The sequence below is a fragment of the Labrys sp. WJW genome, assembly GCF_001676615.1.
Taxonomy (GTDB): domain Bacteria; phylum Pseudomonadota; class Alphaproteobacteria; order Rhizobiales; family Labraceae; genus Labrys; species Labrys sedimenti.
This window is the reverse complement of record NZ_LYXZ01000020.1, coordinates 1-25,709: the sequence shown is the minus strand read 5'-3', so window position 1 is coordinate 25,709 and position 25,709 is coordinate 1. Positions and strand designations below refer to the sequence as shown.

Here is a 25,709-nt window from a genome sequence, read left to right as displayed (position 1 = left end):
AGAAGGGAACATCCATGAGTGTCATGTCCTGGCGGCGTTCGCCGCTCGCAGCCCGCCACCGAGCCCTCGGCTCCACCCTGGAAGACTGGAACGGGATGGAGACGGCCTGGACCTATACCAAGTCCGACCTTGCCGACGAGCACGAGGCGATCCGCACCAAGGCGGCGCTGATGGACGTGTCGGGCCTGCGCAAGTCCCATCTGGTCGGCCCGCATTCGCACCAGGTGCTGCAGCGCCTGACCACGCGCGACGTGCGCAAGATCGTGCCCGGCAAGTCGGCCTATGCCTGCGTGCTCAACGACGCCGGCAAGTTCACCGACGACTGCATCCTCTACCGCACCGGCCCCAACAGCTGGATGACGGTCTATGGCTCGGGCACCGGCTTCGAGGACATGGCACGCGACGCCGCCGGCAAGAACGTCGCCGTCATCTTCGACGACGATCTGCAGGACCTGTCGCTGCAGGGCCCCCTGGCGGTGAAATACCTTTCAAAGCACGTGCCCGGCATCAAGGACCTCAAATATTTCCACCACATGCAGACCACCTTGTTCGGCAAGCCGGTGATGATCTCGCGCACCGGCTATACCGGCGAGCGTGGCTACGAGATCTTCTGCAAGTCGGAAGACGCGGTGGAGATCTGGGACACCATCCTGAAGGAAGGCAAGCGCATGGGCATCGTGCCCGCCTCCTTCACCGCGCTCGACTGGCTCCGGGTCGAGAGCTATCTGCTGTTCTACCCCTATGACAATTCGCAGATGTATCCCTTCGAGAACGAAGGCCCCGGCGACACGCTGTGGGAACTCGGCCTCACCTTCACCGTCTCGCCGGGCAAGACCGGTTTCCGCGGCGCGGAGGAGCATTACCGCCTCAAGGGCAAGGAGCGCTTCAAGATCTTCGGCGTCCTCGCCGACACCGACAAGATCCTCGATGCCGGCGACGAGCTCTGGGCCGGCGGCAAGAAGGTGGGCGTGGTCACCTGCGGCATGTATTCGCGCCTGACCAACCGCTCCATGGCAATCGCCCGCATGGCCGTCGACGTCGCCAAGCAGGGCACCAAGCTCGAGGTCAAGGGCAAGAATGTGCAGTGCTCGGCCATCGCCCACACCATCACCTTCGACGATCCGGAGAAAAAGAAGCGTACGGCGCTGTAAGGTGCCTGGCCCTCTCCCACGGGAGAGGGCCCCTCATACGTGATAGCCAGATCCTGGCTGCGTCTGTTTCCGTTCGCGCTGGAGTTTCGATAGAACCATGCTCGTATCCGGCATCAAGAGCCGTCCTGTCTATGGCACGCTTGCCATCCGCCCCGGCGCCAAGCGGCACCTGTTCGTGGCGGATGCCGAGGGTGCGCAGGCGATCCTCGACGCGGCCAAGACGGCCGAGGCCGCCTTCCTCGACAGGGCCCATATCATCTATGTGCCCGGCGGAGCCGCTGCCAAGAATTTGGGCGAGGCGCTCAGGGCACTCGGCCCCGACATGTTCTATGAGGGCCCGAGCATCGCCGCCGCCCTGCCGCGCCTGGCCCAGACGCTGGCGACCGCCCATATGGGCACCCAGATCTATCTGGCCGGCACCGAGGGCCTGATCGGCCAGGCGATGAAGCTTGCGATCGAGGCCGGCGTCGACCATCTTTCCATCCAGACCGAGCATCGCGGCTCGGAAGAACGCCGGGTGCAATGCGTGCATTGCAAGGGCATCACCGAGCACGTGCGCACGCAGCCGGTCAAATGTGCCCATTGCGGCCTGACTCTGCTGGTGCGTGACCATTATTCGCGCCGCATAGCCGCATTCCAGGGCGTGTGCATCGACGCCGAAGAGCCCGGTGTCGTTCCGCCGACCGAGGAGGCCTTTCCATGAGTGACAAGACGCCCAAGATCGAGGTGCGCGTCAGCGAGATCCATCAGGTCACGCCCGAGATCAAGCGCTTCCATTTCAAGCCCGTCGACGGCTCGCCCCTGCCCAATTTCTCGGGCGGCGCCCATGTGGTGGTGGAGATGGAAGACGGCGCCACACTCCGGCGCAATCCCTATTCGCTGATGAGCCGGCCGGGCGACACCGCCTGCTACACCATCAGCGTCAGGCGCGATGACAATGGCCGTGGCGGCTCGCTGTTCCTGCATGGCAGGGTGCGGCCCGGTGACATCATCCGCATCAGCCATCCCGTCAATTTGTTCCCGCCGGACCAGCGCGCCAAGAAGCACCTGCTCTTTGCCGGCGGCATCGGCATCACCCCCTTCATGGCGATGATGGCCCAGCTTTCCGACGAGGACCGCCCCTTCGAGCTGCATTACGCCGTGCGCTCGGACGAGCACGGCGCCTATCTCGCCCATCTGGCCGAGCGCTATGGCCGCCGGATCCACATCTATCGCGACGCCAAGAGCGAAGCGATCCCCCTGGTGGACCTGCTCGCCCGCCAGCCCCTCGGCACGCATCTCTATGTCTGCGGGCCCGGCGGCATGATCAAGTGGGTTCTCAACACCGCCCGCAATGAAGGCTGGCCGGAGCAGAACCTGCACAACGAGCAGTTCCTCGCGCCGGCTTCCGGCAAGCCCTACGAGATCACCCTGGCCCAGTCGGGCAAGAAGGCCCAGGTCGGCCCGCACCAGAGCATGCTGGAGGCGATCGAGGCGGCCGGCGTCGACGCGCCCTATCTGTGCCGGGGCGGGGCCTGTGGCCAGTGCGAGACGCGGGTGCTCGCCTGCGACGGCACGCTCATGCACAACGACCACTACCTCTCGGACGCCGACAAGGCTTCCGGCACCAAGGTCATGCCCTGCGTCTCGCGCTTCGAGGGCAAGGAACTGGTGCTGGATCTGTAATGCTCGTCATTGCGAGCGCAGCGAAGCAATCCAGGGGCCGGCGGTGCCCCCAACACAAAACCGGATTGCTTCGCTGCGCTCGCAATGACGGATGAGTTCGACTTTTTGCGACGATCAGGAGCTTCACCATGGGCATCCAATTCCGCCAGGAAACCTTCCGCGACGACTTCACCTTCCGCAATTCGGAAACGGGAATCCGCCGTTTTCCCTTCCCCTTCGACAAGGACAACTACATGTATGCGGTCAATATCGAACCGCATACGGCCGGCCCGAAGGGCTCGGTGTTCGAGCACCCCATCGACGTCGACGAGCACTATGTCTCGGAGATGGCCGACCGGGCGCAGGTCCTCAAGGAAGACCCGCTGCGCTGCCAGTCCCTGCCCCACATGACGCTGGCGGGCTGGGACCTGCTCGAACTCCTGATGGAGAGCATGTCGACCTCCTATCCCGAGCATTTCACGCTCGAGCGGAACGGCGACCAGTGGCACTGGATCAACCGTCCCCTAGGGATCGACGACCGCTTCACCTTCGGTGACGTCGCCACCCTGCCCTATGGCCCGATGGAGTACATCACCCGCCAGGCCCAGGGCGATTTCTGCCTGCTCGACCAGCGCGACGGCAATCTGTGGATGGATGCCGGCATCGTCACCACCCAGGCGGACTGGTCGCTCGATTTCGACATCGGCATGAACTTCATGGAATGGCACGGCCCGGTGCCGCTGGCCCACCAGCTCGGCGTGTTCGAGCGCGCGCTCAAATTCATGCTGAACCTGCGCCAGGGCTCGCCCACGCGGCGGCTTAACTGGACGATGACGGTCAATCCGCGGCTCGATACCTCGCCCGAGAACTATCACAAATGGGGCAAGGACCGCACCACGCTGACGCTGGACAACATCGGCAACAAGCTGCATCTGCGCGTCGAACTGCAGACCTTCTTCCGCCTGCCGCGCTCCAACGCCATCGTCTTCCCGATCCGCTGCTACCTGATCAAGCTGGAGGAACTGGTGACCGTGCCCAAATGGGGCCGGCGCCTGCCGCGCATCCTGAAGACCCTGCCGCCCGAGCTGGTCGACTATAAGGGCCTCACCCGCTTCCGCGACACGGCGGTGGAGTGGCTGTCGAAATATGACGACGGCGCCGAAACCAGCCCGGGCGGTTGGCCGGATTGAGGCGTCTTGCTTGTGGGATAGGAAGTACGGGCAAGATGCCCGTGCACCCGGGAGATGACATCTTTCCGGGTGCGCGGACGTCTCGTCCGCTCTTGGAAACACCACACCTGGAAAACGAGAAGGAAGGACATCGCGACATACAAATAAGTCGCGATACCTTATCGCGGGTTTTTCTACCGCTTGATGCCGATGCTGCGGCCGGCATCCTTCGGCATCGGCAGGGTGGCATGCTCTTTCAGCAGGCCCTCCAGCACTGCCATGCTCTGCGGCAGCCAGGGCGCCGCGTGCGGCTGCTCGGTCTGGTCGATCGACATCAGGAGTTGCTCAGAGGTCGCCACCACGAGGTTGCGCACCTTGTCGTACATGCTCAGGAAGATGCGGACGCGTTTGGCGTCGAGGTCCAGCACCTGGCAGGTCACCGAGACGGGCGTGCCGAGCTTGACCTCCCACAGGAAGCGGACATGGGTTTCCATCGTGTAGATGGTGTGGCGCGTCGTCTCGCGCACCGCCGGCGTGAGGCCGACGCGGGGGAGGAACTCGTCCACGGCCTTGGCGAAGATCACCGCGTAATAGCCGTCATAGAGGTGGCCGTTATAGTCGATCCATTCCGGGCGGACGGTTTCGTCGAGAAGATGCATGACTGTCTCCGGGCGCGCGGACGTCTCGTCCGCTCTTCCCTGCTAACTAGCTTTCCGATTCCAGGAGCGGACGAGACGTCCGCGCATCCGGGAATCAGATCCTCCCTTCGAGCCCCTCGGCCTCCGGCCAGTACTTCTTCGCCAGTGCCATCACCTCAATGAGGAAGTCGTCGCGGCGGCGCTCGAGTGCCTTGATCGAACGACCGGCGGCCTGGTGCTCGCAGCCATCGGCGACGCGGTCGATCAACTCCTCCGTCAGTTCGGGCGCCACCAGCTTGGTCCAGGGCAGCTTCAGGGCCGGGCCGAACTGGTGCAGCATGTGGCGCATGCCGCCCTCGCCACCGGCGAGATGGAAGGTGAGGAAGGTGCCCATCAGCGACCAGCGCAGGCCGCAGCCATACACCACGGCTGCGTCGACCTCCTCGGTGGTGGCGACCCCGTCATTGACCAGCCAGAGTGCCTCGCGCCAGAGCGCCTCCATCAGCCGGTCGGCGATGAAGCCTTCGATCTCCACCTTGACATGCAACGGGCGCATGCCGATCGAGGCATAAAACGCCTTGGCGGCCTCGACCGTCTCGGCCGACGTCTTCTCGCCGCCGAGCACTTCCACCAGGGGCAGGAGATAGACCGGATTGAAGGGATGGCCCACCACCAGACGGGTCGGATCGGCCATCTTGGCCTGCAGCCGGCTCGGCAGCAGGCCCGAGGTGGAGGAGCCGATGATGGCGCCCGGCTTGGCGGCGGCATCGATCTGCGCCAGCAAGTCCTGCTTGAGTTCCTCGCGCTCGGGGGCGTTTTCCTGGATGAAATCGGCTTGGCCTGCGGCCTCGGCCACCGAGTTGGCGAAGCTCAGGCGCTTGCGATCGGCACCGGCGGCCAAGCCCTGCTTCTCAAGGGCCGGCCAGGCATTGTCGATGGCCGCACGCAGCTTCTCCTCGGCGCCCGGAGCCGGATCGTAGGCGACGACGTCGAGGCCGTGCGCGAGCGCCCGGGCCGCCCAGCCGGCACCGATGACCCCGGTTCCGACGATTGCAAATGTCTTGATTGCGGACGTCTTGGCTGCTGCGGCCATGGAATTCTCCCTCTTGCTGGTGGCGAATAGACAAGGCCTTGCCGGAAACGCCTTTGCATGGCGCGACATCCCAGGTGCCGAACGCGACGGAAATATCGAGCATTACCCACAAAGTGGACGCCGGTTTTCGGAAGACGGTGCGACGACCAAACCGACGGCATCGAACCCCATTTCGAGATCGGGTCCGATGCTGTCGTCAACCATTTGGTTGACAATTAACGGGCAAAGGCAGATATTCAACCACATGGTTGAATATCAAGATCCGCTCGACGCCGTCTTTCATGCCCTGGCCGATCCGACCAGGCGGGCCATGCTGCGCAGCCTCGCCGCCGAGCCCCGCAAGGTGGGCGAACTCGCCCATCCCTTCGCCATCTCGCTGGCCGCTGCCTCCAAGCATATCAAGGTGCTGGAGAGGGCCGGCCTGGTGGAACGCCGTGTCGAAGGACGCACCCATACCTGCCGGCTGAATCCGCGGCCTCTGCATGCCGGCCTGGAATGGATGCGTTTCTACGAAAAACTCTGGAATCAGCGGCTCGACACGCTTGATGCCTTGCTGATCGCGGATGCGATCGCCAACCCTCAAGGGAGCTGAGCCTGAAGCAGTCGCAAAGACGCTCCAGCCAATCCCGTTGGATTGGCTGGAAAACAAGCATCAGAGAAAACAAGCGCTCATGAAAGCGCTTTACTCCAGGGAGTTGAACCATGTCCGACTACGGCGTGATCATCGATACCGAGACCGTGCGCATCGAACGCGTTCTTTCCGGACAGATCGAACGCGTCTGGGCCTTCCTGACCGAAGCCGAGAAGCGCCAGCAATGGCTGGCCGGCGGGGAGATGGACTTGCAGCCCGGCGGACGGGTCAACCATGTCTTCCGCAATGGCGACCTGTCGTCGCCCGACGACCCGCCGCCGCCCAAATATGTGCATCTGAACGGCACAGTCGAAATGCACGGGCGTGTGATTGCCTGCGAACCGCCGACCCTGATCGAATATGCCTGGGGGGACGGCTCGCAGGTGCGCATCGACCTCAAGCCGGAGCTCGGTCGCACCCATATCACCATCACCCATAGCCGCCTGCTCACCCGCGACGAACTGGTCAGCGTCGCCGCCGGCTGGCACACCCATCTCGACATCCTCGCGGCCCGCCTCGGAGGACACGCACCGCCGAGCTTCTGGGGCCTGCATACGCGGCTCGAGGCCGACTACGAAAGCAAGATGAGCGCCGGCTGAACCACAAGTGATCTCGCGAAGACCCGAGGGTCATTCCGTGCGCGACGCGAAGTCCTGCGTCGCAGACACGGAACCGCCCTGTGAAAACGTTCTCTTGCGAATAATCTCAGCACCACCCCGAAGATCTGATGCGGGCCATAAGATGAAACACACGCTCCATTCGGAGAACGGTCCCGGATCTGCACCGCATCCGGGATAACATCTGATACCAACTTGCATAAAGTTTGACGCACCAGCTCCGTCATTGCGAGCGAAGCGAAGCAATGACGGGGCAGCCTTTATGTTCCCTGATATGAGTGAGAGAGGTCGCTCTATCGGATAGGGGAAGTTGTCAATGTCACGCTTTCGCGGACAGCAAGCGAAGGATGCCGGGATAGCGCAGAAATAGCGCAGCCGCCGTCTGTGTCATCAAGCTTTTCTTGTCGTTCAAGATAGCTTTCCTCCCTTGAACGAAGCATCGGAAACAAGGAGATTGCAGCGGATCACACCTTCATCGGCCCGTTGGGAGTGCCGCTGAAAATCATGTGAGTTGCGTCCTCCCACCCCCGGTTTTCCGATGTCCGCCATCACCGCCTCGCCCGACGCCCGTTCCGTTCATCGGCTCGGTGTTTTTCTCGTCGTCGCCTCCGCCATCGCCTGGAGCATCAGCGGCATCTTCGCCCGCATGCTCACGGTGGACGCCTGGACGACCGTGTCGCTGCGCGCGGCGATCGGCGCGATCTACATGGCGGTCGGTCTCGTCTATGTGCATCGAACCGACAGCCTGGCCGCCATCCGCTCGATCGGCTGGTTCGGCATCGTCATCGCGGCCTGCGCCTCGCTGTCGATGTTGTTCTTCGTCGGTGCGCTCTATCACACCACCATCGCCAACGTATCGGTGATCTATGCCACCACGCCCTTCCTGGCGGCGGGCCTTGCCTGGCTGATCATGCGCGAGAGGGTCTCCCGGCGCACGCTGATCGCCTCCGCCGGTGCGCTGGTCGGCGTGGTCGTGATGGTGGGCGGCTCCTTCGGATCCGGCCACCTCTTCGGCGACGCGATGGCACTCGGCATGGCCGGCTCCTTTGCCATCGTGGCCGTGGTCGCGCGAGCCCGGCCTGGGCTGGAAATGCTGCCGGTCAATCTGTTCTGCTGCCTGTTCACGGCGCTGGTGGGCCTGCCCTTCGCCTCGCCCGCGGCGGCCACGGCGCAGGACTGGGTGGTGCTCACGCTGTTCGCCTTCACCTCGATCCCCCTGGCCTTCTTCATGTTCCTGGCCGGCGCCCGCCGGATCCCCGCCGCAGAATCCGGGCTGATCTCCACGCTCGACGTGGTGCTGGCACCGCTGTGGGTCTATCTGATCTTCGCCGAGGATCCGGGTATGGCCGCGATCATCGGCGGCGCCATCGTGCTGTCGGCTGTGATCTGGCACATTCTCGGGGGCTGGCGCCTGAGATCGTCCTGAGCGTCACACAGAGGCACGGGCCGCCATCTCCGCTTCCTCCTCGCGGGCGAAGCTGCGTCCGAGGGCCGCGACGAGCACGCCGGCAAGCAGCACCGCGCCCCCCAGGACAGTGGTCAGGCGCGGCGCCTCGCCGAAGAAGAGATAGACCCAGACCGGCCCGAGGATCATCTCGGTCTGGGCCAGCAAGGTGAGTTGTCCGGCGCCGACATGCCGGGCCGCCGTATTGAGCAGATACATGCCGCCGCCGATGAAGACGGCACCATGGATCATGGCATAGGCGTTTTCCTGCATCGGCGTGGCGATGGTGATCCCTCTCGCGGCCATGAAGGCACCGCAGGTGAGGATGGTCAGCACCGCCCAGCCCGTCACCACGCCCGACATGTCCCTGTCGCGCCCGAGCCGGGCAATGATGGAATAGAGGCCATAGGCAAAGCCCACGCCGAAGGCGGCGAGATTGCCGATCGCATTGCCGCTGCCCAGCTCCCCCCAGGTCATGATGAGCAGGCCGGCAATGCCGATCGCGATGCCGCACCAGGTGGCGACGAGGATGCGCTCCTTCAGGATCAGGCGGGCCAATATGGCCCCGATCAGCGGCGCCGCGCTCGAGAACAGCAGCGCATTGGCGATGGTGGTCGTCTTCATGGCGAAGATGAAGAGATCCGCCATCACCGTCATGCACAACGCGCCGCCGAGCCCCAGCCAGCCGCCCGAGATCAACTGCCGCAGAGGCGACTTGCCCTGCAGCAGCGCCACGCCGACGACGAGCGGCAGCAGGCCGAAGCTGCGCCAGATCAGATATTGCACGGCATCCAGATGCGGCGACTCGCGAATGGTGATGCTGCCGAACGAAAACACCGTTCCCGCCGCAAGGGCGAGGAACGCACCGAACAGGTGGGAGCCACGGGAAGACATGACGAGGACGCGACCAGGAGAGAGGACATCCACAATGCCGGGAATGCGAACATCCAATAGTCCAGGCGCGACATTTCTGGCTGATCTAAGCCGGAATACACCATCCTCTCGGGGCTTTCAAAGCCCGACACGCTGAGAGGGAGCGTGAAGACCGCTCGTCACCCCTCGAAGCCGCGATAGCGCCGCTTGTAGTCGGTGTCGTAGAGCGCGCTCTCGCGAAAATCCTCGGTGGCCAGCGTGCGCCCGATCAGGATCAAGGCGGTGCGTTCCATCGGCTCGGCCGCGATCTTCGCCTCGATGTCGCCGAGCGTGCCGGTGACGACGCGCTCATCGGGCCAGCTTGCCCGGAAGACCACCGCAACCGGACAGGCACTGCCGTAATGCGGCGTGGTCTCGGCCACCACGCGCGCCAGCGCATGGATGGAAAGATGCACCGCCAGCGTCGCGCCGGTCTGCGAGAAGGCCTCCAGCGTCTCACTCTCCGGCATCGCCGAGGCCCGGCCCGAGGTGCGCGTCAGCACCACCGATTGCGCCACTTCCGGCAGGGTCAGTTCCTTGCCGAGCACGGCCGCCGCCGCCGCGAAGGAAGGCACACCCGGGGTGACGGTGTAGGGAATACCGAGGGCACGCAGGCGGCGCGTCTGCTCGCCCAGCGCGCTCCAGATCGACAGATCCCCCGAATGCAGCCTCGCGATATCGAGGCCCTTTTCATGCGCCCGCTCGATCTCGGCCATGATCAAATCGAGAGTCAGCGGCGCGGTATCGACCACGCGCGCGTCTGCGGGTGCCAGCGCAACGATCTCAGGCGGCACCAGCGAGCCGGCATAGAGGCAGACCGGACAGCGCGCCACGAGGTCGCGGCCCCTGACAGTGATGAGGTCGGGCGCGCCGGGACCGGCGCCGATGAAGTGAACGGTCATGTCAGGTGCTCGAAGGAGAAATGGGTTGTCGCAGCGCAGAAGAAAAGGCGCAACATCAGCCACCCCTTCGCCCCGTTCTTACGGGGTATCGTCAACTCTCTTGAGTTGACTAGAGGTAAGGATGAGGGGCTGTGCCACGGTGCAGAACAAGCCTCGTCGAGGAACCCCTCACCCGTACCCTCTCCCCGCAAGCGGGGCGAGGGGGCGGCTAGCGTCGCGTTGAATTTTAGCCTTCTCATCCACCCTCTCTCACGGCAATGGCGCAGGTGGCATTCGCACTGGCGATGCGCGCCCGCTTGAGTGTGGATTGCGGGCCGGCGCCGGCGAGCGCTGCCGTCTCGGCCACGCTGCCGAGACCGGTCAGGGCGACCACGCGCTCCGACCGGGTCAGCACGCGCGGCTCCGCCGCCTCCAGCGCAGCCTGGGGGATCAGCACCAGAGGCACGCCGAGGCGGGTGGCGGCCTCCGCCAGCCCCGCCTCGCCCTGCTTGAAGGCGGGCGCGAACAGGCCCGAAAGCGCAGAGAGCTCGAAGCCGGCCTCCTGCAAGGCCAGCCGGACGAGAGCGGTGATTTCCTCGGCCAGGCAGCCTTTGCGGCAGCCAAGGCCGGCGGCGACGAACGGCTTCATTGTCCAGGACTTCCTGGCTTCACCACGCTCCATTGCGTCACCGGCATCGCCGGGCGCCAGCCATGCATGCTGCCGATGGGCACCAGGCGCTCCACGTTCAGGCGGATCAGATCGCCGCCATGCCGGGTGAAACGCCGGGCCAGGGCCTGCTCGCTCTCCAGCGTGACGGCATTGGCGACGAGGCGCCCGCCAGGGCGCAGGGCGGCCCAGGCTGCCTCGAACACGGTATCGTCACCCGTGCCGCCGCCGATGAAGACGGCATCGGGGCTATCAAGCCCTGCCAGCGCCGCCGGCGCGGCACCGGAAACGAGACGCAGATGCGGCACGCCGAGACTGACGGCATTGACCAGGGCCCGCGCCGCCCTGTCGGCATTCTCCTCGATGCCGATGGCGCGGTTGGACGGGTGGCGCAGCAGCCATTCGATCGCCACAGACCCCGCCCCCAGGCCGATATCCCAGAGCAGTTGGCCCTTGAGCGGGGCCAGTGCCGACAGGGTGATGGCACGGATCTCCCGCTTGGTGAGCTGGCCGTCATGCTCGAAGAACGCATCGGGCAGGCCACTGGCTAGCGGTAGTGGCCGGGCATCGGGGCCGGCAACTGCCTCAATGGCCAGGACGTTGAGCGGATCGATGCCGTCGAGATCGAAGGTTTCGGCCCGGGCGGAGCGGATCCTCTCATCGCTCCCGCTCATGCGCTCCAGCACCGTCAGGCGGGACGGGCCGAAACCAAGCTCGGTGAGGCGGGCCGCCGCCTTGGCCGCGGTGCGGCCGTCCCAGGTCAGCGCCAGGATGCGGGCATGGGGCTGGACATGCGGCACCAGCGTCTCGAAGGGCCTGCCGTGCAACGAGATCAGGGCACAATCCTGCTGCGCCCAGCCCAGCCGCGCTGCCGCCAGGGAAAAGGACGAAGGCGCGGGATGGCAGGCCATCTCCTCGGACGGGATGAAACGCGACAGCGTGGCGCCGACCCCCCACAGGAATGGATCCCCGGAGGCCAGCACGACGACGCGGCGCCCGCGGGCCGCCTTGATCGGGCCGATGACATCGGTCAGCGGGCTCGGCCAAGTGAGCCTTTCGGCCGTTCCTTCCGGCACCATGGCGAGATGCCTGGCGCCACCGACCAGCAGTTCGGCCCTGTCGACCACGGCGGCAGCCAGCGGTGACAGGCCCGCCATGCCGTCTTCGCCGATGCCGACGATGGACAGCCAGCGATCCGAGTGGTTGATAGGGCTCATCCGACCCTCAAGAGACGACAATGCATTCCCATCTCCATGTCCTACTGCTCGGCGGCACCAGCGAGGCCTCGGCCCTGGCCAGGCTGCTGGCCGCACGCCCCGACGTTCCGGCCATGGTGTCCCTTGCCGGGCGGACGATCAATCCCACTCCGCCGCCGATCGCCCATCGTATCGGCGGCTTCGGCGGCGTCGAGGGTCTTTGCGCCTTTATCGAGGAGCATGCGGTCACCGCGCTCGTCGATGCCACCCATCCCTTCGCCGAACGGATGTCGGCCAATGCCGTGGCGGCGACCCGGCGCGCGGGTGTACCGCTGCTGGCCCTGCGGCGTCCGGCCTGGCAGCCCCGTGACGGCGATCGCTGGAGCGAGGTGCCGGACGCGCGGGCGGCCGTGCAGGCCCTCGGCCCCGCGCCGCGCCGCGTCTTCCTGACCACTGGCCGCCTCGAACTGCCCGCCTTCCTGGCCGCGCCCCAGCATTTCTATCTGGTGCGCTCGGTCGATCCGCCGGAAGAGCTGCCGCCCCGCGCCAGGCTGATCCTTGCCCGTGGCCCCTTTGCGGAGGCGGACGAAATCCGCCTCATGCAGGAGGAGGCCATCGACATCCTGGTCACCAAGAATTCCGGCGGCAGCGCCACCTACGGCAAGATCAGCGCCGCGCGCCGCCTCGGCCTGCCGGTCATCCTGCTGCGACGACCGGAGACGGCCGAGGTGGAGACGGTGGCGACCGCGCAGGAGGCTTTGGCCTGGATCGAGCGGCAGGGATAGCTTCCGGGATCGCAGGCTTCTCAGCGACATGCTTGCATGTCGCGATACCTGCTCTTGGAAACGTAACGCTTGCCGAGAGGGCAAGGAGCAGGCTGGAAGCCTGCGATCCCAGGGTCTCACGCGTCCCACCGGCGGGGCGAGTAGATCCAGGGCTCGGCATCGCCGCGCTCGATCAAGCGGGTCTGCGAAGAGCCGATCAGCACGAGCGTACGCATGTCGACCTGTTCGGGCTTCACCGCCGACAGGCTGGTCACGATGATGTCCTCGTCCGGCCGGCCGACGGCCTTGGCGAGCACGACGATACGCTCGCCCGCCTGGCGGCGCAGCACGTCGAAGGCCCTGCCGATCTGGTCCGGCCGGGCCTTGGAGGCCGGGTTGTAGAAGGCGAGCACGAAATCGCCCTCCACCGCCGCGACCAGCCGCTTCTCGATGATGGACCAGGGCTTGAGATTGTCCGAGAGCGAGATCACGCAGAAATCGTGCCCGAGGGGTGCGCCGAGCCGCGCGGCGGCGGCGAGCACGGCGGTAACGCCGGGAACGACCACGATATCGAGGTCGCGCCAGGCCGGATCCCCCGCCTCGACCGCCTCGAAGACCGCCGCCGCCATGGCGAAGACGCCGGGATCCCCGCCCGAAACCACGGCGACATCAGCGCCAGCAGTCGCGAGTTCGAGGGCATGGCGGGCGCGGTCGACCTCGACCCGGTTGTCGCTGGCATGGCGCCGCGCCGGGCTCGGCGGCACGCGATCGACATAGGGGCCGTAGCCGATGATGTCGGTCGCTTCGGCGAGCAGCGCGCTGGCTTCCGGCGTGACCCATTTCGCAGGCCCCGGCCCGAGGCCGATGATCATGACGCGGCCGGTCACAGCAGCCGTCCCTGGCCGGGCACCAACAGCATGGCGAAATAGGGCACGCCGGTGAAATCGGCCGGCGGCAGCTTCATGATCTTCTCGCCGGCCATGGTGCCGCGCTCGACATAGACGGCACGGGCGGCGAGACCCAGTTCCTCCAGCACGGCACGCACTTTCGGAAAATGCCGGCCGAGCTTCATGATCACCGCCGCGTCGGCCAATTCGAGATGGCGCTTGAGCGCCGCCGCGTCCAGCGTCGCCGGCAGCACGGTAAGGATGTCGTCGCCATAGGTGATGGGGGTGCGGGCCCGTGTCCAGCAGCCCGCCATGCCCGAGACGCCGGCGACCACCTCGGTCTCGTAGGAAGAGGCAAGGCGATGGAAGATCGGCATGAAGGACCCGTAGAAGAAGGGATCGCCTTCCGACACCACCACGACGTCGCGGCCGGCGTCGAGGTGACCGGCGAGCCGCCGGGCCGATTCGTCATAGAAGCCGCCGAGGGCCGAGTGATAGGCGGGATCGGCGGCCGGCACTTCGGTCGTCATCGGATAGGCGAGCTTCTCCTCGATGACATCATCGGCGAGGAAACCCTCGATGATGGTGCGGCCATGGCCGCGCTGCCCCTGCTTGCAGAAATAGGCAACGACCGGCGCCGAGCGGAGGAGCCGCGCCGCCTTCAAGGTCATCAGTTCGGGATCGCCGGGACCGACGCCGACGCCATAGAGACGGCCCAAGGAAGACGTCGAATTCGTCATTCGATTTCGCTCGCCAGCGCGTTGATCGCCGCTGCGGTCATGGCGCTGCCGCCCTTGCGGCCGCGCACGATCAGCCAGGGCACCTTGCCCCAGGCCTTGAGCTCGTCCTTGGACTCGGCGGCGCCGACGAAACCGACGGGAATGCCGAGAATGGCGGCGGGCCTCGGTGCGCCCCGGTCGATCATGTCCATGAGATGGTAGAGCGCTGTCGGCGCATTCCCGATGGCGACCACGGCGCCGCCGAGACGGTCGCGCCAGAGCTCCATGGCGGCGGCGGTGCGGGTATTGCCGATCTCGCGGGCGAGTCCCGGCGTGCGCGGGTCGTCCAGCGTGCAGACCACGTCATTGTCGGCCGGCAGACGGGCGCGGGTCACGCCATTGGCCACCATCTTCGAATCGCACAGCACGGGCGCACCGGCCCTGAGCGCGGCGCGTGCGCTCGCCACAAGATCATCGGACATCTCGACATCGGCAGCGACCTCGACCATGCCGCAGGCATGGATGATGCGCACGACGAGGGGGGCCTCGAGGGCCGAAAAGCGCGACAGGTCGCTTTCGGCACGGATCATCGCGAAGGAGCGGCGATAGATCTCGGCACCGTCACGGATATAGTCGCGTTCAGACATGGTCACTGCTCTTGAAACTCTTCTCGACCGGAGAAATTGCGCTTCCATCGAATCGCACTGTCTCCAACCCCTTGTTCTAGCGCATTTTCTTAATCGAAAAGTCGCCCAACTTTTCCGGAAAATGCTGTAGCCGCTTGGCCAAAAACGCCGTCAATTCGCCCAAGGACATCGGTTCCGCCTCGCTCGGCGCCTTGCTGTCGGCGTCGAAGGCGATACCGTAGCGTCCTGCCTGCCCCACCAGCGTGATGGAAGCCGGTGCGCGCCGCGCGCAGCCCTTGGCACAGCCTGAGACATGCACGCTCGCTCCCTTTTCGACGAAACCGGCCAGCACGGGCGCCAGCCTGGCGGCATCGGCCTGCGCCGGCGCTTCGCCGGATAGACAAGAAGGGCTGCCGGGGCAAGCGGCAATGGCAAGACGCGGGTCGCCGGGATCGACGACGAGGCCAAGGGACGACACCTCTGCGGTGACGTCTACGGCAAGCGGCGCCAGCAGGATGGAGCGCCAGGGCGTCAGGCGCAATGTCGCGCCATGCCGGGCCGCGATGGCGGCGAGGCCCTCGAGCTGGCCGGCATCGAGCCGTCCGAAAGGAGCCGCGGCAGTGAAGAAGCCGGCGGCGTGGGGACCGGCAAGGTGACGCATCCTACTCTCCCCTGGAGGGGGAGGGTCGGCCGAAGGCCGGGGTGGGGTGGGAACCTCCACGCCCTCCGCTTCCCACCCCACCCCGACGCTACGCGTCGACCCCAGACCATTCCAAGAGGAATGGTCGACCCCTCCAGGGGAGGGTAAAGGCAACCGCTCCACCATATCGCGCATGCGGCGCTCGTCGGGCTGGCGCAGGGCCAGGAAGCGTTCGGCAACGCCGAGGGCGGCCTCCAGGGCTTCCTCCACCCTCACCCATCCGAGGGTCTCCCCACCGGCTTCCAGGCGGAAATGCCCATCGTCCTCGGCCCGAAGGGCGATATCGGCTTCGATACCGTCAAGCGACAGCACGCCGCCGCCGTCGAGCAGGAAACCGAACTTGGCCGGCAGGATATGGAAACGTTCATTTCCAATCAGCCTGAGCTCCAGCGCCCGGATCAGAGGCTGTATGTCGATCGGCGCGCTCGGATCGAGCCCGGTCAGCGGGTTCGCGATCACGTTGCGGACCTGTTCGGCGGCAGCGCTGGCATCGAGCAGGCCGAGCTCGGCGAGCCGGTCGAGCAGCGGTTGCAGCGTGTCGTCGCTGACACCGCGCATCTGCAGATTGGCACGGGAAGTCAAGTCGACAAGGCCGTTGCCGAAGCGCCGGGCCGCCTCGGCCAGCGCGGCCGCGCGTTCGGGGGTAAGGTCCCCGCCGGTCAGGCGCACCCGCACGATCAGGCCGTCGCCGGAGCGCATCGGCCTGAGCGCCCCTGGGCACCAGCCCTTGACCTGGCCTGACGATCCGCTCACGCCGCCCTCCCAGCCTCATCGAGCAGAAAACTCGCAGAATTGCGACGCGGCTGCCACAGGCCGCGGCGGATCGCCTCGGCCAGCCGCGCCCGGATCGCCCGGCCCGCGGCGGGATTGGCCGAAGCGAGGAAGGCCGCGACCTCCTCGTCCTCGACATAGGCTTCGTGCATGCGGTCGAAGGCGGCATTGGTGACGATGCCGGCCGTTGCCGAGAAGGCAAACAGGCAATCCATGGCATTGGCCATCTCGGCGGCGCCGGCATAGCCATGCGCCATCATGCCGTCGATCCAGCGCCGGCTGGCGGCCCGGCCGTGCACGAGGCGGCCGACCTCCTCGCCGAGGCTGCGCAGGCGCGGCTTGTCCGGATCGGAAAGATCGGCGTGATAGAGGGCAGCCTTGGCCCCGAGCGCCTCCAGCGCCGCCGCAAAGCCGCCCTGATGGGCGGCGAAGGTGACATCGTCGAGGATGTCGATCTCGCGATGGTCCTGGCCATGGACATGGGCATCGGCGGAGGCGACCCGCTCCGCGAAGACCGCCGGCACGGCGTCGCCCTCGATGCCGGCACCATAGGCATGGCTGCTGGCTGCGAGATAGTCGCGGCCGAGATCGGCCCTGACATCCCAGGCTCCGCGCGCGATGCGATCGGTGATCCCGGCACCATAGGCGGAGGGCGCAGCGCCGAAGATGCGCAGCGGACGCTGGCCGCTTGCCTTCGCCGCGGCGGCGAGCGGGTTCCATTCGGCGCTTTCGTCAAGGGCGGCAACGGCCCTGACCGCCTCGTCGAACAGCGTGATCTGCTGGGCGAACACGTCGCGGAACAGGCCCGAGATGCGCAGGGTCACATCGACGCGCGGCCGGTCGAGCCGGGCCTGGGGCAAGACCTCGAAGCCGGAAACTCGGTTGGAACCGTTGTCCCACACCGGCCTGGTACCCAGCAGCGCCATGGCTTGAGCGAGATCGTCGCCACCGGTGCGCATGGTGGCCGAGCCCCAAAGGTCGAGCACGATATTTTTGGGATAATCGCCGTGATCCTGGAGATAGCGCTGGATAACGGCATCTGCCGCACGCGATCCAATCGCGTAGGCGGCGCGGGTCGGAACCGCGCGCGGATCGAGCGTGGTGAGGTTGCGCCCGGTCGGCAGCACGTCGGCCCGCCCGCGCGTCGGCGCCCCGGCGGGGCCGGGCCGCACGAAGCGTCCGTCGAGGCCGGCGAGAAGGCTGGCCATCTCGCTGTCACCGCAGCTTTCAAGGCGTGCGGCCAGAACCGGCCGCTCCTCCTCGCCGCAGGAGGCGGCCAGGACATCGAGGAGATGGGCGCTCTCCTCCGGCCGGCGCCCGAAGACATGCAGCCCGTCGCGGATCTGGAGTTCCTTGACGTCGCACAGGAAGGCATCGAGGCGCGCCAGCGTCTCGTCCTCGTCGAGGCCGGGCGCGATGCCGCATTCGGCGGTAAGGCCAGTCTCCACGGCCCGCTCGATGATCTCGCGCCTGAGATAGGCCATGCGGCGCTGGTCGAGGCCGTCGGCGCTGGCATATTCGTCGATCAGGCGCTCGACCTCGATGGCACCGCCGGACAGGCCGGCCTCCCGCAAGGGCGGGGTGAGATGGCCAATGGTGACCGCGCCGAGCCGGCGCTTGGCCTGCGCCGCCTCGCCGGGATTGTTGACGATGAAGGGATAGAGCACCGGCACGGCTCCCGCGGCCAGCTCAGGGAAGCACTGGGCGGAGAGCGCGGCGGCCTTGCCCGGCAGCCATTCGAGCGTGCCATGCGTGCCCAGATGGATCATCGCATCGATGCCGAAGGCCTGGCGCAGCCACAGATAGAAGGCGAGATAGGCATGGCGCGGTGGCAGGTCGGGCGAATGATGATCGCCCTTGCGGTCGAGGGCCGAGCCGCGATCGGGCTGCACCGCCACGGCGACATGGCCGCAGAGATGTCCCGCGAAATGGAAGGCGCCCTCGCTGCAGAGGGGATCGGCCGAGGGATCGCCCCATTGGGCCGCGAGCCTGTCGCGGAGGGCAACGGGAAGGGCGCCGAGCCAGCTCTGGTAAACCGCGAGCGGGAAGGAAAGCTCTTTACCCTCCCCTCGATGGGGAGGGTCGGACCGCAGGTCCGGGGTGGGGTGGGAATCACCACGGTCGAGGCAGTCACCCCACCCCGACGCTACGCGTCGACCCTCCCCATCGAGGGGAGGGTATGACTGGACAACCAGCTCCAGCAGATCAGCGCCGCTCTCCGGCAACTCGCCCACCGCATAGCCCTCGTCCCGAAGCCGCTCCAGGATCGCCAGGGCCGAGGCGGGCGCATCGAGGCCGACGGCGTGCGCGAGACGGCCATCCGCGCCCGGATAGTTCGAGAGGATCAGGCCGAGCCTGCGCTCCGCCCGCGCCTTCGTGGCAAGCTTCGCCCAGGCGGCGGCCTTGGCGGCCAAGGCGGCGATGCGCTCGTCATGCGGGGCATGGGCGAGGCGGGTGAAGGCGCCCTCCTCGCGTTCGGCCTTGAAGGAGATCACGCCGGCCGAGAGCCGGCCGTCGAGCTCAGGCAGCGCCACATGCATGGCAAGGTCGCTGGCCGACAGCCCGCGGGTCGAGGCTTCCCAGGCCTCCTGCGCCGAGGAAGAGGTGATCACCTGCAGGACGGGACAGCCGGCCACGTCCAGCGGCGAAGCGCCGTCATCGTCCAGGGCCGAGAAGGCGGTGGCATTGAGGATCACTCGAGGCTGAAGGTCCTCAAGCTGCCGGCGCACCCATTCGGCGGTTTCGCCATCCTTGAGCGAACCGACATAGAAGGCCGATACGGCCAGGCCCTCGGCATCGAGCGCCCGCGCCAGGGCCTCGATGGGGGCGGTGTCGGCCGAGAGCAGGATCGAGCGGTAGAAAAAGATGGCGGCTTGGGGCGCGGACATCTTGTCCGCTCTTGACGCGGCACATTGGTGAGAAAGATGCGGACAGGATGTCCGCGCTCCAAGGAACATCCCATATTTCGGCACGGCGAGCGGCGCTTCCGGCTCGCCGAAATCGAGGCCGCCCAGCCTGGCGGCATAGAGCAAGGAGGCCCGGGCGTTCCGGGGCCCACCCTCGCGCCAGTACTGCGCAAGCCGGTCCAGCGCCTCCTGCGGCACGGTGGAGAGCTGGGACAGTCGCCCATCCGGCCTGGCGTCACCGGGAAGCAAGGCGAGCGCGATGCCGCGGGTGCGCGCCGTCGCCGCCAGTTCCTCCACGCCATAGCGCCAGTAATCGAGGCCGCCGAGCAGGCGCACCACGATCGTCCTGGCGTGGCGGGCCGTCTTGTCGATGTAGAGGTCTGTTGACATCGGATGGCGCAGCTTCTGCAGCGGCGCCAGGCGCAGATCGTCGAGACCGGACGCAGCTGCCAGGGCGAGGTCGCTGTCGGTCAGCGAGGCGAACACGATCGCGCCGGGAGCCTGGTCGAGATCGACGGCGGCCTCGCTGGCATCGAGCGAACGCGTATCAGCCGGCAGCAGATGCATCAGGACGGTTCCGGACCAAAGAACAACGCCCGCGACCTTGTCATTGCCGGGCTTGACCCGGCAATCCAGCTCGCATCGGAGCCGGATGCCCGGGTCAAGCCCGGGCATGACGAACAGGCAGGCGTCGAGCTATATCTCATCTTCGCTTTATCCCTCCAGCGTCTTGCGGATGCCGGCCTGGTCGATGCCCTTCTCGCCGATGATGACGAGGCGGCTCGAACGGGTTTCCTCCGGCGCCCAGGCGCGGTCGAAATGCTGCGAGAAGCGGGCGCCGACGCCCTGGACCAGCAGGCGCATCGGCTTGCCGTCGACAGCGACGAAGCCCTTGATGCGCAGGATATCATGCTCCTCGGCCGCCGCCTTCAGCTTGGCCACCAGGGCATCGGCATCGAGGATGGCCGGCAGGTCGACGATGAAGGTATCGAAGTCGTCATGGTCGTGCTCGGCCTCGTGGTCGTGATGGGAGGGTCGGGCCTCCAGGTCGTTCTCGGCCGCGGCACCGAGCCCGAGCAGCACGGCCGCGTCGATGCGGCCCTCGGAGGTGCGCACCACCTTGACGGCGCGCGGCACGGTCTTCTCGATGTCCTTCTCCACGCTGTCGGCCTCGCCGGCGGAGAGGAGATCGGCTTTGTTGAGCACGACGAGATCGGCGCAGAGGAGCTGGTCTTCATAGACCTCCTCGAGCGGATTGTCGTGATCGAGGGAAGCGTCGCCCTCTGCCTGGCGCTTCAACTCTTCCGGATCGTCGGCAAAACGGCCGGCCGCGACCGCGGCGCCGTCGACCACGGCGATGACGCCGTCGACGGTGACGCGCGAACGGATCGCCGGCCAGTTGAAGGCCTTGACCAGCGGCTTGGGCAGAGCGAGGCCTGATGTCTCGATCACGATGTGCTCGGGCGCGTTCGGGCGTGCCAGCAGCGTCTCCAGCGCCGGCACGAAATCATCGGCCACGGTGCAGCAGATGCAGCCATTGGCGAGCTCGACGATGGCGTCTTCCGGGCAGCTCTCGATGCCGCAGGATTTCAGGATGTCACCATCGACGCCGACATCGCCGAATTCGTTGACGATCAACGCCAGCCTGCGGCCGTTGGCGGTAGCCAGAAGGTTGCGGATCAGCGTGGTCTTGCCGGCTCCGAGAAAGCCGGTGACGATGGTGCAGGGAACCTTGCTGTGTGCGTTCATTCGGCGGCGTCCTTGAGGGTTGGCAGGGGTGGGATGCGCGCGATCATGCTGCGCTTGAAGACGTCGGGACGGCCGCGCCAGGGCATCAGGCCGTCGCTGGAATGGGCAAGGAGATCGATCCCGGTGAGGATGTCGGGGCCGCTCTCGGCAGTGAGATCGCCGAAGACATAGGTCCAGGTACCGGGCGCCGACAAAGCCACCGTGCAGGAACGCTTGCAATTGCCCAGGCACTCGACCGGCTGCAGTTCGACGCTTTCGGGCAGCATGCCCGCGAGCGCATCGCGCAGCCGGGCGCCCTGGCGCGGCGCCTCGGGGTCATCGCCCTCGCGCCTGCAGGTCACGCAGACGAGCAGCCGGACTGGGAGAGTTGTTTCTGGCATCGGCCCTGTTCATCGCCGCCGGAGCGGATGGAGGGCGCGGGACCGACGGCATGGCCGGCGATCGTCCGGGAAGACGGAACCGGCCTCCGAGGCGCCCCGCCCGGACCGGTGACAGCAGTGCGACCGGCAGGTCTCCTGGCTCGCGGCTCATCGCCCCCCGCCGCCTTCCCGGTTGCCCAGTGGCCTCAAGGCGGGACGCTTGCCGCTTACAGTTGCGGGGGCAGCCGCGGCTTTGGCATCCAAGACAGCCCTCAACCGGGCCCCTCTTCATCCGCACCGCATTCCCTCTTCTCTCTTAACGAGAGACCGATCGCGGCTGACATAAGGGGTGCGCGGGCGTGCTTGTCAATGTTCCCGCTTCCAAACCACGCGCAAAATCCGGCATAAAGGCCGGCGACATTGCCACATCAGCGAGGCTGACATGCCCGAAGACAAGCCGCCGGCACCGCCGACCGAGCCGGAGAAGATCGACGTCATCTTCCGCGGCGGTTCGGTGACGGCCATCGGCGTCGTGCTCGCCTTCTCGCTCGGCTTCCTCAACAACTGGGCCTCGCAGCCGGGAACCTGGATCCCGGAGGACCTGGCAGCCGTCTTCCTCATCGGGGGCGGCATCATCTTCCAGGTCTGGGCGCTGGCCGGCATGCTCTCGCCCACTTCGCTGCAGGGGCTGGTCTATCGCCGCATCGTGCGCATCTTCCTGACCGGCCTCATCCTCGTCTCCATCGGCGTTCTCGTCGCCATCGCCGGGGATGCGCTCGGCTACAGCCGGATCTGGTTCAAGCAATAGCCAGGGCGGCTGACATCATAGTCGTGATTTGGTGGAGACATCCGGCTTGCGTCATTGCGAGCGAAGCGAAGCAATCCAGAAGCCATGAGCGACGCGCTTTACCAAAACTGGATTGCTTCGCTGCGCTCGCAATGACGGAGGAAACGTCAGCGCAATTGTAGTGACGACGACTGTAGTCCTCGTCTGCATCTTCATGATCCGCCCATTTTGGTCACCCTCGGCGGCAGTGTTTCTCGATCGCTTCCAGACTGCACAAACTCTCACGTCTGCGTTACCCGTCACCCCAGCGCCATGATTGCCGCCACAATTTCGCCTTCCCGCAATCGCCCACCAGAAGGCCGACGCCGATGGGCCCGGACCTTCTGCCCGGCATCAGCCGCTGGAAGGCCTGCCTATGGTTGCCATCACCGTCAATTCGACCACCCACCGGCTCGACATCGAGCCCGAAACCCCTCTGCTCTGGGTCCTGCGCGATGAACTCGGCCTCACCGGTACCAAGTTCGGCTGCGGCATCGCCCAATGCGGCGCCTGCACCGTCCATGTGAACGGCGCCGCCATCCGTTCCTGCCAGACCCAGGTCGTCGACGTCGACGGCGCCACCATCACCACGATCGAGGGCCTGTCTGCGGACGGCAAGCATCCGGTCCAGCAGGCCTGGCTGGCCGAGGACGTGCCGCAATGCGGCTATTGCCAGTCGGGCCAGATCATGGCCGCCGTCGCCTTCCTGAAGGATACGCCGGCGCCCACCGATGCGGATATCGACAACGGCATCACCAATATCTGTCGCTGCGGCACCTATCCGCGCATCCGCGCCGCCATCCATCGCGCCGCCGAACTGATGAAGGGGTGAGGCCATGAACGCGATCGACCGCACCTCCACCGCACTGAGCCGCCGCAGCTTCCTGGCCATCGGCCTCTCGGCCGCCGGCGGCCTGATGATCGGCGGCTTCATCCCCGATGCCGCCCGGGCCCTTGATATTGCCGACCAGCCTTGGGCCAGCACGGCCACTGAAGGCGAGATCAATGCCTGGATCCTGATCGAGCCCGACGACGCCGTGATCATCCGCGTGGCGCAATCGGAAATGGGCGAGGGCATCTTCACGGCCCTGCCGATGATCGTTGCCGAGGAGCTCGGCTGCGACTGGGCCAAGGTGAAGCCCGAATACGCCTCGGCCAGCCGGAACCTGCGCGAGAACACCGTCTACAAGCGTATGGGCACCGGCGGTTCCGGGGCCGTGCGCCGCTCGCGCGAATTCCTGCAGGCCGCCGGCGCCAATGCCCGCGAAAGGCTGGTGCAAGCCGCCGCTGCGCGCTGGCAGGTTCCGGCCGAAAGCTGCAGCGTCGATGCCGGCAAGGTGCTGCACCAAGCCAGCAATCGCAGCCTGCGCTTCGGCGAGCTGGCCGGCGAGGCCGCCAAGGTCACGCTGGCCAAGGAACCCGCGATCAAGTCACCCGAGCAGTTCACGCTGATCGGCAAGCCGCTGGCGCGCCTGGATACGCCGCCCAAGCTGACGGGCGCGGCGAAATTCGGCATCGATATCCGCCTGCCTGACATGGTCTATGCCGCCGTGGTGACCTGCCCCGTCTTCGGTGGCCGCGTGAAATCCCATGACGAAACCGCCATCAAGGGCCGCCGCGGCATCCTGGCCGTGGTGCCGATCGAGGGCGGCCTCGCCGTGGTGGCCGACCGGTTCTGGCGCGCCAAGGAAGCGGCGCTTGCCCTGCCGGTGATCTGGGAGGAGGGCCCCGCCGCCGAGACGGACAGCAAGCGTTTCGACGCCGATTATGTCGCCGCCCTCGACGGCCCCGCCGTCACGGCGCGCAAGGAGGGCGATGTCGAGGCCGCCCTCGCCCGCGGCAAGCGTGTCGACGCCCTCTACCAGGCGCCGCATCTGGCCCATGCGCCGATGGAACCGCTCAACTGCACCGCCCATGTCCATGACGGCAAGGTCGAAGTCTGGATGGGCACGCAGAACCCCGACATGGCGCTCCAGCTTGCCGCCAAGGCGGCGGGCGTCGCCCCCTCCGAGGTGGAGATCCACAACTGCTTCCTCGGTGGCGGCTTCGGCCGACGCGCCGTCAATGACGAGCTCGTCCAGGCCGTGACGGTGTCGAAGGCGGTGGGCAAGCCGGTCAAGCTGGTGTGGACGCGCGAGGAGGACATGCGCCACGACCGCTATCGCCCGCAAGCAGCCATCCGCTTCCAGGCCTCCCTCGGCGAGGACGGCCTGCCGGCGGCGATCCATGTCCGCACCGCCGTCGGCTCCATCCAGCGCTCGCTCGGCTGGGGAAAGGTAGAGAACGGCGTCGAACCCTCCGCCGTGGAGGGCCTCGCCAACATGCCCTACCGCACCGGCGCGGCCCAGATCGACTGCATCCTCAAGAACACCCATGTGCCGGTGATGTTCTGGCGTTCGGTCGGCTCGTCGCAGAATGCCTTTGCCCTAGAGAGCTTCATCGACGAAATGGCCCAGGCCAGTGGCCAGGACCCCTACCGTTTCAGGCGCAAGCTGCTCGAGGGCAAGCCGGATTTTCTCGCCGTGCTCGACACGCTGGCTGAGAAGAGCGACTGGGGCAAACCGCTGCCCAAGGGCCGGGGGCGCGGCATCGCCATCCACGAATCCTTCGGCACCATCGTCGGCGAGGTGGTGGAGCTCGCCGTCAGCCCCGAGGGCGAAGTGAAGGTCCAGCGCGTGGTGGCGGCCGTCGATTGCGGCCATGTCGTCAATCCGCTCACCGTGGAGATGCAGATCGAGAGCGCGGTGGTCTATGGCCTGTCGGCTGCCCTGTTCGGCGAGATCACCATCGAGAAGGGCGCGGTGGTGCAGGGCAATTTCGACGATTACCAGGTCGCCCGTCTCGCCGACACGCCCCCGATCGAAACTCATCTCGTGCTCAGCGGCGGCAAGAAATGGGGCGGCATCGGCGAGCCCGGCACGCCACCGGTCGCCCCGGCCGTCTGCAACGCGATCTTCGCCGCCACCGGCAAGCGCATCCGCAGCCTGCCGGTCAAGAACACCGACCTGAAATGGGGGCCGGTGTGAGTTCACTTGGAGCGTGGATATTGAAAGCGCATAGGCGCTCCGCTTAGGCGAGAAATGCGACGCCAGCCACGCCTTCGCCCCGTTCTTACGGGGAGAAGGTAAGGATGAGGGGCAGCGCGGCACTCACAAACCAGGCATTGTGCTGCCCCTCACCTCTATCCTTGTAACTTCTCACCTATCGCATCTGCTATGATTGGCGGTGCGGCGTGGGACGGAAGACCGATTATCCTCAGGGAGGCAAAGCCCGTGGGAGAGCAAGGGTCTAAGTCCGTCTTTCCATCGACCCCGAACAGTCGCCAGGGCCGCCGAACAAGCCCGATTAGGCAAGGAAGG

The 25,709-nt window shown here is 66.5% G+C and carries 24 protein-coding genes and 1 riboswitch; of the genes, 11 read left to right on the top strand and 13 right to left on the bottom strand.

Translation table 11 applies throughout. The annotated features are described in order from the left end of the window. Positions 1 to 23 precede the first annotated feature (23 nt). The 4 genes from BA190_RS13735 to BA190_RS13720 all read left to right on the top strand — a co-directional run bounded on the left by BA190_RS13735 (position 24) and on the right by BA190_RS13720 (position 3,985). Complete coding sequence (locus tag BA190_RS13735; protein ID WP_068288288.1) at positions 24 to 1,151, top strand: aminomethyltransferase family protein; 1,128 nt, start codon at positions 24 to 26, stop codon at positions 1,149 to 1,151. Positions 1,152 to 1,248: 97 nt separating this feature from the next. Next, complete coding sequence (locus BA190_RS13730; RefSeq protein ID WP_068287892.1) at positions 1,249 to 1,854, top strand: dimethylamine monooxygenase subunit DmmA family protein; 606 nt, start codon at positions 1,249 to 1,251, stop codon at positions 1,852 to 1,854. Then, positions 1,851 to 2,816, top strand: coding sequence for a PDR/VanB family oxidoreductase (locus BA190_RS13725; RefSeq protein WP_068287891.1), 966 nt, complete (start codon positions 1,851 to 1,853; stop codon positions 2,814 to 2,816). Before BA190_RS13730 ends, BA190_RS13725 begins: the two co-directional genes overlap by 4 nt. Positions 2,817 to 2,944: 128 nt before the next feature. Beyond that, positions 2,945 to 3,985, top strand: a complete 1,041-nt coding sequence (locus tag BA190_RS13720; protein WP_068287888.1) for a DUF3445 domain-containing protein — start codon at positions 2,945 to 2,947, stop codon at positions 3,983 to 3,985. Positions 3,986 to 4,158: 173 nt separating this feature from the next. Here the strand turns inward: BA190_RS13720 and BA190_RS13715 are convergent, their stop codons facing one another. After that, the gene (locus tag BA190_RS13715) at positions 4,159 to 4,623 is read right to left on the bottom strand and encodes a thioesterase family protein (protein WP_068287885.1); all 465 of its coding nucleotides are present in this window, start codon (positions 4,621 to 4,623) and stop codon (positions 4,159 to 4,161) included. Between the two features lie 94 nt (positions 4,624 to 4,717). Next, positions 4,718 to 5,695 carry an L-carnitine dehydrogenase gene (locus BA190_RS13710; protein WP_068287878.1) on the bottom strand — a complete coding sequence of 326 codons (978 nt, stop codon included), beginning with the start codon at positions 5,693 to 5,695 and terminating at the stop codon, positions 4,718 to 4,720. On the opposite strand from BA190_RS13710, the gene BA190_RS37215 reads away from it, so the two are divergent. From BA190_RS37215 to BA190_RS13695, 3 genes are all read left to right on the top strand, one after another. Beyond that, positions 5,694 to 6,287: an ArsR/SmtB family transcription factor gene (locus BA190_RS37215; RefSeq protein WP_371260319.1), complete on the top strand. Its 594-nt coding sequence runs from the start codon at positions 5,694 to 5,696 to the stop codon at positions 6,285 to 6,287. The two genes, BA190_RS13710 and BA190_RS37215, sit on opposite strands and share 2 nt — an antisense overlap. Positions 6,288 to 6,397: 110 nt before the next feature. Continuing rightward, positions 6,398 to 6,925: an SRPBCC family protein gene (locus BA190_RS13700; protein ID WP_068287874.1), complete on the top strand. Its 528-nt coding sequence runs from the start codon at positions 6,398 to 6,400 to the stop codon at positions 6,923 to 6,925. A gap of 556 nt (positions 6,926 to 7,481) precedes the next feature. Next, entirely contained in the window at positions 7,482 to 8,369 is an 888-nt protein-coding gene (locus BA190_RS13695) for a DMT family transporter (RefSeq protein ID WP_068287872.1), read from the top strand. 3 nt (positions 8,370 to 8,372) lie between these two features. Here BA190_RS13695 and BA190_RS13690 read toward each other — a convergent pair whose 3' ends face one another. The 4 genes from BA190_RS13690 to BA190_RS13675 all read right to left on the bottom strand — a co-directional run bounded on the left by BA190_RS13690 (position 8,373) and on the right by BA190_RS13675 (position 12,064). Continuing rightward, positions 8,373 to 9,281: a DMT family transporter gene (locus tag BA190_RS13690; protein WP_068287870.1), complete on the bottom strand. Its 909-nt coding sequence runs from the start codon at positions 9,279 to 9,281 to the stop codon at positions 8,373 to 8,375. Between the two features lie 158 nt (positions 9,282 to 9,439). Continuing rightward, positions 9,440 to 10,201 carry a precorrin-4 C(11)-methyltransferase gene (gene cobM / locus BA190_RS13685; protein ID WP_068287867.1) on the bottom strand — a complete coding sequence of 254 codons (762 nt, stop codon included), beginning with the start codon at positions 10,199 to 10,201 and terminating at the stop codon, positions 9,440 to 9,442. Positions 10,202 to 10,436: 235 nt separating this feature from the next. Next, positions 10,437 to 10,829, bottom strand: a complete 393-nt coding sequence (locus BA190_RS13680) for a cobalamin biosynthesis protein (RefSeq protein ID WP_068287865.1) — start codon at positions 10,827 to 10,829, stop codon at positions 10,437 to 10,439. Further along, a complete protein-coding gene (locus BA190_RS13675) occupies positions 10,826 to 12,064 on the bottom strand; it encodes a bifunctional cobalt-precorrin-7 (C(5))-methyltransferase/cobalt-precorrin-6B (C(15))-methyltransferase (protein ID WP_068287863.1) in 1,239 nt (412 codons plus the stop codon). The genes BA190_RS13680 and BA190_RS13675 overlap by 4 nt, the downstream gene beginning before the upstream one ends. Before the next feature lie 20 nt (positions 12,065 to 12,084). On the opposite strand from BA190_RS13675, the gene BA190_RS13670 reads away from it, so the two are divergent. Further along, positions 12,085 to 12,828 carry a cobalt-precorrin-6A reductase gene (locus BA190_RS13670; protein ID WP_068287861.1) on the top strand — a complete coding sequence of 248 codons (744 nt, stop codon included), beginning with the start codon at positions 12,085 to 12,087 and terminating at the stop codon, positions 12,826 to 12,828. A gap of 116 nt (positions 12,829 to 12,944) precedes the next feature. Here BA190_RS13670 and cobJ read toward each other — a convergent pair whose 3' ends face one another. From cobJ to BA190_RS13635, 7 genes are all read right to left on the bottom strand, one after another. Then, a complete protein-coding gene (gene cobJ, locus BA190_RS13665; protein ID WP_202908466.1) occupies positions 12,945 to 13,694 on the bottom strand; it encodes a precorrin-3B C(17)-methyltransferase in 750 nt (249 codons plus the stop codon). Further along, positions 13,691 to 14,434 (bottom strand): precorrin-2 C(20)-methyltransferase, encoded by a 744-nt coding sequence (locus BA190_RS13660; protein ID WP_068287859.1) that lies wholly within the window; start codon positions 14,432 to 14,434, stop codon positions 13,691 to 13,693. Before BA190_RS13660 ends, cobJ begins: the two co-directional genes overlap by 4 nt. Then, entirely contained in the window at positions 14,431 to 15,060 is a 630-nt protein-coding gene (locus BA190_RS13655) for a precorrin-8X methylmutase (protein WP_068287856.1), read from the bottom strand. The genes BA190_RS13660 and BA190_RS13655 overlap by 4 nt, the downstream gene beginning before the upstream one ends. A 76-nt stretch (positions 15,061 to 15,136) precedes the next feature. Further along, a complete protein-coding gene (gene cobG, locus BA190_RS13650) occupies positions 15,137 to 16,492 on the bottom strand; it encodes a precorrin-3B synthase (RefSeq protein WP_156771510.1) in 1,356 nt (451 codons plus the stop codon). Continuing rightward, the gene (gene cobN, locus BA190_RS13645; RefSeq protein WP_068288282.1) at positions 16,489 to 19,983 is read right to left on the bottom strand and encodes a cobaltochelatase subunit CobN; all 3,495 of its coding nucleotides are present in this window, start codon (positions 19,981 to 19,983) and stop codon (positions 16,489 to 16,491) included. The genes cobG and cobN overlap by 4 nt, the downstream gene beginning before the upstream one ends. Before the next feature lie 147 nt (positions 19,984 to 20,130). After that, entirely contained in the window at positions 20,131 to 21,165 is a 1,035-nt protein-coding gene (gene cobW, locus BA190_RS13640) for a cobalamin biosynthesis protein CobW (protein ID WP_068287853.1), read from the bottom strand. After that, on the bottom strand, positions 21,162 to 21,545 hold the full coding sequence (locus BA190_RS13635) for a DUF1636 domain-containing protein (protein ID WP_068287850.1): 384 nt from the start codon (positions 21,543 to 21,545) through the stop codon (positions 21,162 to 21,164). The genes cobW and BA190_RS13635 overlap by 4 nt, the downstream gene beginning before the upstream one ends. A gap of 107 nt (positions 21,546 to 21,652) precedes the next feature. Continuing rightward, positions 21,653 to 21,871, bottom strand: a riboswitch (cobalamin riboswitch). Positions 21,872 to 21,966: 95 nt separating this feature from the next. On the opposite strand from BA190_RS13635, the gene BA190_RS13630 reads away from it, so the two are divergent. The 3 genes from BA190_RS13630 to BA190_RS13620 all read left to right on the top strand — a co-directional run bounded on the left by BA190_RS13630 (position 21,967) and on the right by BA190_RS13620 (position 25,376). Next, entirely contained in the window at positions 21,967 to 22,332 is a 366-nt protein-coding gene (locus BA190_RS13630; protein ID WP_068287846.1) for a hypothetical protein, read from the top strand. A 394-nt stretch (positions 22,333 to 22,726) separates the two neighbouring features. Then, the gene (locus BA190_RS13625) at positions 22,727 to 23,182 is read left to right on the top strand and encodes a (2Fe-2S)-binding protein (protein WP_068287843.1); all 456 of its coding nucleotides are present in this window, start codon (positions 22,727 to 22,729) and stop codon (positions 23,180 to 23,182) included. A 4-nt stretch (positions 23,183 to 23,186) separates the two neighbouring features. After that, the gene (locus BA190_RS13620) at positions 23,187 to 25,376 is read left to right on the top strand and encodes a xanthine dehydrogenase family protein molybdopterin-binding subunit (RefSeq protein WP_068287840.1); all 2,190 of its coding nucleotides are present in this window, start codon (positions 23,187 to 23,189) and stop codon (positions 25,374 to 25,376) included. Positions 25,377 to 25,709: the final 333 nt, after the last annotated feature.